Consider the following 5,666-nt stretch of genomic DNA (forward strand, 5'->3'; position numbering starts at 1 on the left):
CCTGCAGCTGGAGGCGGCCGGCGTGCGCTTCAGCGACGGCGGCCGCGTCCGGCCCGTGGAGCGGATCCTGCGCTCCCACGGCGCGAACTGGGTGCGGCTGCGGACCTGGGTGAACCCGCCGGCCGGCTACAGCGACCTGGCCGCCACGACCGAGCTGGCGCGCCGGGCCAAGCGGGCGGGCATGCAGGTGCTGCTGGACCTGCACTACTCCGACTTCTGGGCCGACCCGGCCCACCAGAGCACCCCCGCGGCCTGGGCCGGGCAGGACCTGCCCACCCTCGCCGCCACGGTGCGGCGGTACACCCGCGACACCGTCACCGCCCTGGAGCGCGCCGGCGCCCGCGTCGACATGGTGCAGGTCGGCAACGAGGTCACCGCGGGGATGCTGTGGCCGCTGGGGCAGGTGTACCGCACCGCCACGCCGGACTGGGCGGGTTTCACGACGCTGCTGAAGGCGGGCATCGCCGGGGTGCGGGACGCGTCCGGGCGCGGCGGGCGGATCCCCGTCATGGTGCACGTCGACCGCGGCGGCGACAACGGCGGCTCCCGCTGGTTCTTCGACCACGTCCTCGCCGAGGGCGTGCGGTTCGACGTCATCGGCCAGTCGTACTACCCGTTCTGGCACGGGTCGCTGCAGGACCTGCGGGCCAACCTCACCGACATCGCCGCCCGCTACGACAAGGACGTCGTCCTCGTCGAGACCGCCTACCCGTGGACCCTGGAGAACGGCGACCACCTGGAGAACCTCATCCGCGACGTCTCCCAGCTGCCCGACGCCGGCACCTACCCGGCGACGCCGCAGGGCCAGGCCGCCTACTTCGAGACGGTGCGGCAGGTGCTGCTGGACGTGCCGGGCGGCCGGGGCCTGGGGTTCTTCGCATGGGAGCCGGAGTGGGTGCCCGGTGTGGGTTGGGCGCCGGGCGAGGGCAACCCCAACGACAACCTGACCATGTTCGACCGCTCCGGCGCGGCCCTGCCGTCCCTGGCGGCCTTCCGCGCCGGGCGCTGACGCGCGGCGGAGGAGGTGCCCGCGGCGCGCGGCGGGCACCGCCCCCGCCACCTGTCCGGCACCACCTCCGCCGCGCGCCGACCCACAGCGTTCGCACAGGGGTGGTTGACACCGGCGATCACCTCCACGACAGTTCCACCCTCTGCCGGGCAACCACAGGGAAGAGCCGTGCGCCGACGCTTCGTGACCACCCTGACCACCCTCGCGCTCGTGGCAGCGCCCCTGGGTGGCGCCATCTCCGCCTCCGCCGCACCACCCACCCCGCCGGCCGTCGACCGGCTGAGCCTCTACACCGGCGTCGTCGACGCCGCCCAGCTCGGCGCGATCACCGCCCTGGGGGTGGACCGCCGCGACCTGTCGGCCACCCCCGAGGCCGGCGGCGTGCGCGTCGAGACCGTCCTCAGCGGCGCGCAGGCCCGCCGCCTGGCGGCGCAGGGGCTGCAGCTCGCGCCGAAGACCGCCGCGGCGGGCGTGCGGACGCTCGCCGAGCCGGCGACCAGCGTCTTCGACCGCTACGGCGGCGAGGACGGCATCGCGGCGGAGCTGCGCGCGCAGGCCGCCGCGCACCCGGACATCGCCGCGGTGTCGTCGATCGGGCGCACCGTGAACGGGCAGGACATCCTCGCGGTGCGGGTCACCGCCGGCCCGGGCGACGTCCCCGAGGGCAGCCGGCCCGCGACGTTGTACGTGGGGGCGCAGCACGCCCGGGAGTGGATCACCCCGGAGATGGTGCGCCGCCTGCTCGCGCAGGTCCTCGACGGCTACGGCCAGGACCCGGAGATCACCGAGCTGGTGGACACCACCGAGCTGTGGTTCGTGCCGGTCGCCAACCCCGACGGCTACGACTTCACCTTCGAGGAGGGCCAGCGGTTGTGGCGCAAGAACCTGCGCGACAACAACGGGGACGGCCAGATCACCCCCGGCGACGGCGTCGACCTCAACCGCAACTTCCCCACGAAGTGGGGCTACGACAACGAGGGCTCCTCCCCCGACCCGGCCAGCGAGACCTACCGGGGCCCGGCACCGGCCTCGGAGCCGGAGACGCAGGCCCTCGACGCGCTCGTGGCGCGGCTCACCCCGCAGTTCCTGGTCAACTACCACTCCGCCGCGGAACTGCTGCTGCACGGCGTCGGCTGGCAGGTGGACACCCCCAGCCCGGACGACGTGATCTACGAGGCGATGGTGGGTGACGACGCCGAGCCCGCCGTCCCCGGCTACGACCCGGACCTGTCCGCGGAGCTGTACACCACCAACGGCGACACCGACTTCCACGCCCAGGAGGCGCACGGCACCCTGGGGTTCACCCCGGAGATGTCCACCTGCGAGGCGGCCTCGGCCTCCGACCCCGACGACGCGTGGGAGCCGGAGGCCTGCGGCAGCGGCTTCGAGTTCCCCGACGACGAGGCCCTGGTGCAGGCGGAGTTCGAGAAGAACGTGCCGTTCGCGCTGGCGGTGGCGCGGTCCGCGCCGCACCCCGACGAGCCGGTCTCGGTGGTCGGGCGCACCGCGGAGGACTTCCGCGTCGACACCTTCTCCGTCTCCCACGGCGACCCGCAGACCGTCGCCGTGGTCGCCAAGCGCTCCCTCGACGACGTCACCCTGAACTACCGCGTCGGCGCCGACGGTCCCGTCCGGCAGGCGCCCGTCGCGGAGTGGACCGGCGGGGAGCGCTACGGCGGCGAGGTCGACGACTACTACGCCGAGCTGCGCGGGCAGGTGACCGGCACCCGCGCCGGCGACGAGGTCGAGGTGTGGTTCGAGGGCAGCCGCGGCGGTCAGCCCGTCTCCAGCGAGCACTTCACCTACACCGTCGCCGCCGACACCGGCAACCGGGTGCTCGTCATCGCCGACGAGGACTACACGGGCGTGAACCCGGACTACCCGGCGTCCGTCACCGCACCGAAGTACCTGCAGGCGCACGTCGACGCGCTGGCGTCCCGGGGCATCCGGGCCGACACCTGGGACGTCGACGCACAGGGGGTGCCCCACGACCTCGGCGTCCTCGCCCACTACGACGCGGTGCTGTGGTACCTCGGCGACAACCGGCTGACGCAGGACCCCGAGGACGAGCTCACCGAGACGTTCTTCCAGCCGCCCGCACCCGACCTCGCGGTCGCCGAGCGCGAGCACGCCCTGACGCTCGCGGTGCGCGACTTCCTCAACGAGGGCGGCAAGCTCGTCCACGCCGGGGAGACCAGCGCGTACTACGGCGCGCTGGGGTCGACCCTGGGCGGCATCTGGTACGGCCTCGACGGCGCGCCGGAGGAGGACTGCGTCATCACCACCGAGGCGGCGGACTGCCTGCTGCTGTCCGACGACTTCGCCCAGTACTACCTGGGGGCCTACTCCCGCGCCTCCCTGGAGGGCGCCGGCGGCGTCACGGGACGCCGGGGCACCCCGCTGCTGGGGCTGAGCGCGTCCTTCGGCGGGGGCGCCACCCGCGCCAACCCGCTCGACGAGCCGGGCACCTTCACGGTGACCAGCGACGTGCTGCCGGTGTCGGACTTCCCGCAGTTCCGCAGCGCGGGGCTGGCCGACTACACCGACCCCGTCGGTCCGCTCTCCCCCGTCGAGGGCGACTTCGCGGTCAGCGCCGCGCACGCCGACAACAGCTACATGCGCCTGGCCCGCACGTTCGACCTGACGGGGCTGAGCGCCGACGACGCGCCGGCGCTGGCGGCGAAGATGACCTGGGACACCGAGACGGCCTACGACCACGTGATCGTGGAGGCCCGCACCGCCGGTGGCGACGACTGGACGACGCTGGCCGAACGCGGCGGCGCGACCAGCTCCGAGGTGCCCGCCGAGTGCGAGGCGGGGTTCCTGCTGCAGACCCACCCGTGGCTGGCGCACTACCTCACGGCCGGCGACCCCTGCACGGCCACCGGCAGCAGCGGGGAGTGGAACTCGCTCACGGGCAGCTCCGGGGGCTGGCAGGACGTGGCCTTCGACCTGTCCGCGTTCGCCGGCAGCGAGGTGGAGGTCGTCGTCAGCTACGTCACCGACCCCAACACGGGGGGCCTCGGGGTCGCCGTCGACGACACGCGCCTGAGCACCGCCTCCGGCAGCGGCGACGCCGAGGGCTTCGAGTCCGGGCTGGGCGCCTGGCGCATCGCCGGTGCCCCCGAGGGCAGCGGCGCCAACGCCGGCGACTTCGAGCGCGGCAACGGCCTGGCGGGCAGCGCGGCGGTCGTCGCGACGCCGGACACGCTGCTGCTGGGCTTCGGGTTCGAGCAGCTGAGCGACCCCGCGATCGGCGCCTCGATGGCCGGGGACGCGGTGAACGGGCTGCTCGCCCCGTGACGACCGCACGGTGACACCCGCGGGGTGACACCCGCACCGGAACGACCCGCCGCGAGGCGGACGTGGAGGGCCCGGCCGTTCGGCCGGGCCCTCCACGTCGTCGCGCACGGGTCGTCCCGCCGACCGCGTGCGCACCGTCGGGGGCCGGCGCTGGGCGCGGGCAGGACGGAGCGCGTCAGCGCGGCAGGCACGTCACGACGGCAGGCGGGAGCGGCGGCGTGGCGGTGAGGAGGACGACCGGCGGGAACGCCGGCCCGGCACGGGGCTCAGCGGGCGCGACAGATGGCGCTGGCGCAGCGTCGCAGGTCGACGTGCGTCCGAGCGGTGAGGAGGAGCTCACCCGTGCACATGGCGCCGACCCTCCTCCCGGTGACCGCGGCTGTCAACCGCGGCCGTCCGCGCGGATCTCAGGGACGTCCGCGAACGGATTGCGGGGCAACGGATGTCCGCTACCTTCCTCGCATGCCCACACAACGCCGCCCCTACCTCGTGTGCGCCTCGCAGCGCAGCGGCAGCACCCTGGTGTGCGAGACGCTGCGGGCGACCGGCGTGGCCGGCAACCCGCTGGAGCACTTCCAGCACCTGCGTCGTTCCGGCTGCGCCCCGCAGCCGCGCGACTGGTTCGCGGACGTGGAGGACCCGACGGTCCTGGAACTGCTCGCCCCGCTGAGGCCGGACGTCCCCCGCCCCGAGACGCCGGTGCGGTGGCGCGAGCGCGTCCTGGCGGAGGGCCGCACGCCCAACGGTGTGTGGGGTGGCAAGCTCATGTGGAACCAGGTCCCCGAGCTCCTCGGTCACCTCGACGGGCTGCCCGGCCGCAGCGGCACCGACCTGCGCTCGGCCGTCCTGGACCTGCTCGGCGAGGACCCGGTCTACGTGCACGTCTTCCGGCCGGACGTCGTGCCCCAGGCGGTGTCCATGTGGCGTGCAGTCCAGACGCAGCAGTGGCGCGGCGACGGCGACCCGTCCGTCGACGACGGGGCGCGCTACCACGCCGGCGGCATCCGCCACCTGGAGGAGATCCTGCTGGACCAGGAGCGCGGCTGGCGGACCTGGTTCGCCACCGAGGGGATCGAGCCGCTGGAGATCAGCTACGAGCACCTCAGCAAGGACCCCCAGGGGCAGGTCACCGCGGTCCTGCGCGCCATCGGGATCGACGACGTGGACGCCCCGCCGCCGCCGTTGCGCAGGCAGGGGAACAGCCGCTCCACGGAGTGGGTCGAGCGCTACCGCGCGGAGCGTGCGTCGTGAGCGCGGTGGCGACCGCCCCGCGCGGTGCGACCGCGAGCCGCCGCGTCGACGAGCTGCGGGTGCTGGAGGCGGAGGCGGTGCACATCATCCGCGAGGTGGTGGC

4 protein-coding genes are annotated in these 5,666 nt (G+C 74.5%); 3 read left to right on the top strand and 1 reads right to left on the bottom strand.

The window, feature by feature from the left end; genetic code table 11:
* Nucleotides 1-1,009: glycoside hydrolase family 53 protein (locus ABEB16_RS15025; RefSeq protein WP_345713044.1), on the top strand; the 1,009-nt coding region annotated here is incomplete at its 5' end.
* Between the two features lie 168 nt (nucleotides 1,010-1,177).
* Nucleotides 1,178-4,312: a M14 family metallopeptidase gene (locus ABEB16_RS15030; protein ID WP_425560206.1), complete on the top strand. Its 3,135-nt coding sequence runs from the start codon at nucleotides 1,178-1,180 to the stop codon at nucleotides 4,310-4,312.
* A gap of 266 nt (nucleotides 4,313-4,578) precedes the next feature.
* Here ABEB16_RS15030 and ABEB16_RS22825 read toward each other — a convergent pair whose 3' ends face one another.
* Entirely contained in the window at nucleotides 4,579-4,662 is an 84-nt protein-coding gene (locus ABEB16_RS22825) for a putative leader peptide (protein ID WP_425560207.1), read from the bottom strand.
* Between the two features lie 112 nt (nucleotides 4,663-4,774).
* Here ABEB16_RS22825 and ABEB16_RS15035 point away from each other — a divergent pair, with 112 nt between their 5' ends.
* The gene (locus tag ABEB16_RS15035; protein WP_345713046.1) at nucleotides 4,775-5,563 is read left to right on the top strand and encodes a Stf0 family sulfotransferase; all 789 of its coding nucleotides are present in this window, start codon (nucleotides 4,775-4,777) and stop codon (nucleotides 5,561-5,563) included.
* Nucleotides 5,564-5,666 lie beyond the last annotated feature (103 nt).

Source organism: Kineococcus glutinatus (assembly GCF_039542765.1).
GTDB lineage: Bacteria > Actinomycetota > Actinomycetes > Actinomycetales > Kineococcaceae > Kineococcus_A > Kineococcus_A glutinatus.

Excerpts from the sequence above, each read along its gene's own strand:
- ABEB16_RS22825 (WP_425560207.1), bottom strand. The coding sequence starts at position 4,662 with ATGTGCACGGGTGAGCTCCTCCTCACCGCTCGGACGCACGTCGACCTG.
- ABEB16_RS15035 (WP_345713046.1), top strand. The coding sequence starts at position 4,775 with ATGCCCACACAACGCCGCCCCTACCTCGTGTGCGCCTCGCAGCGCAGC.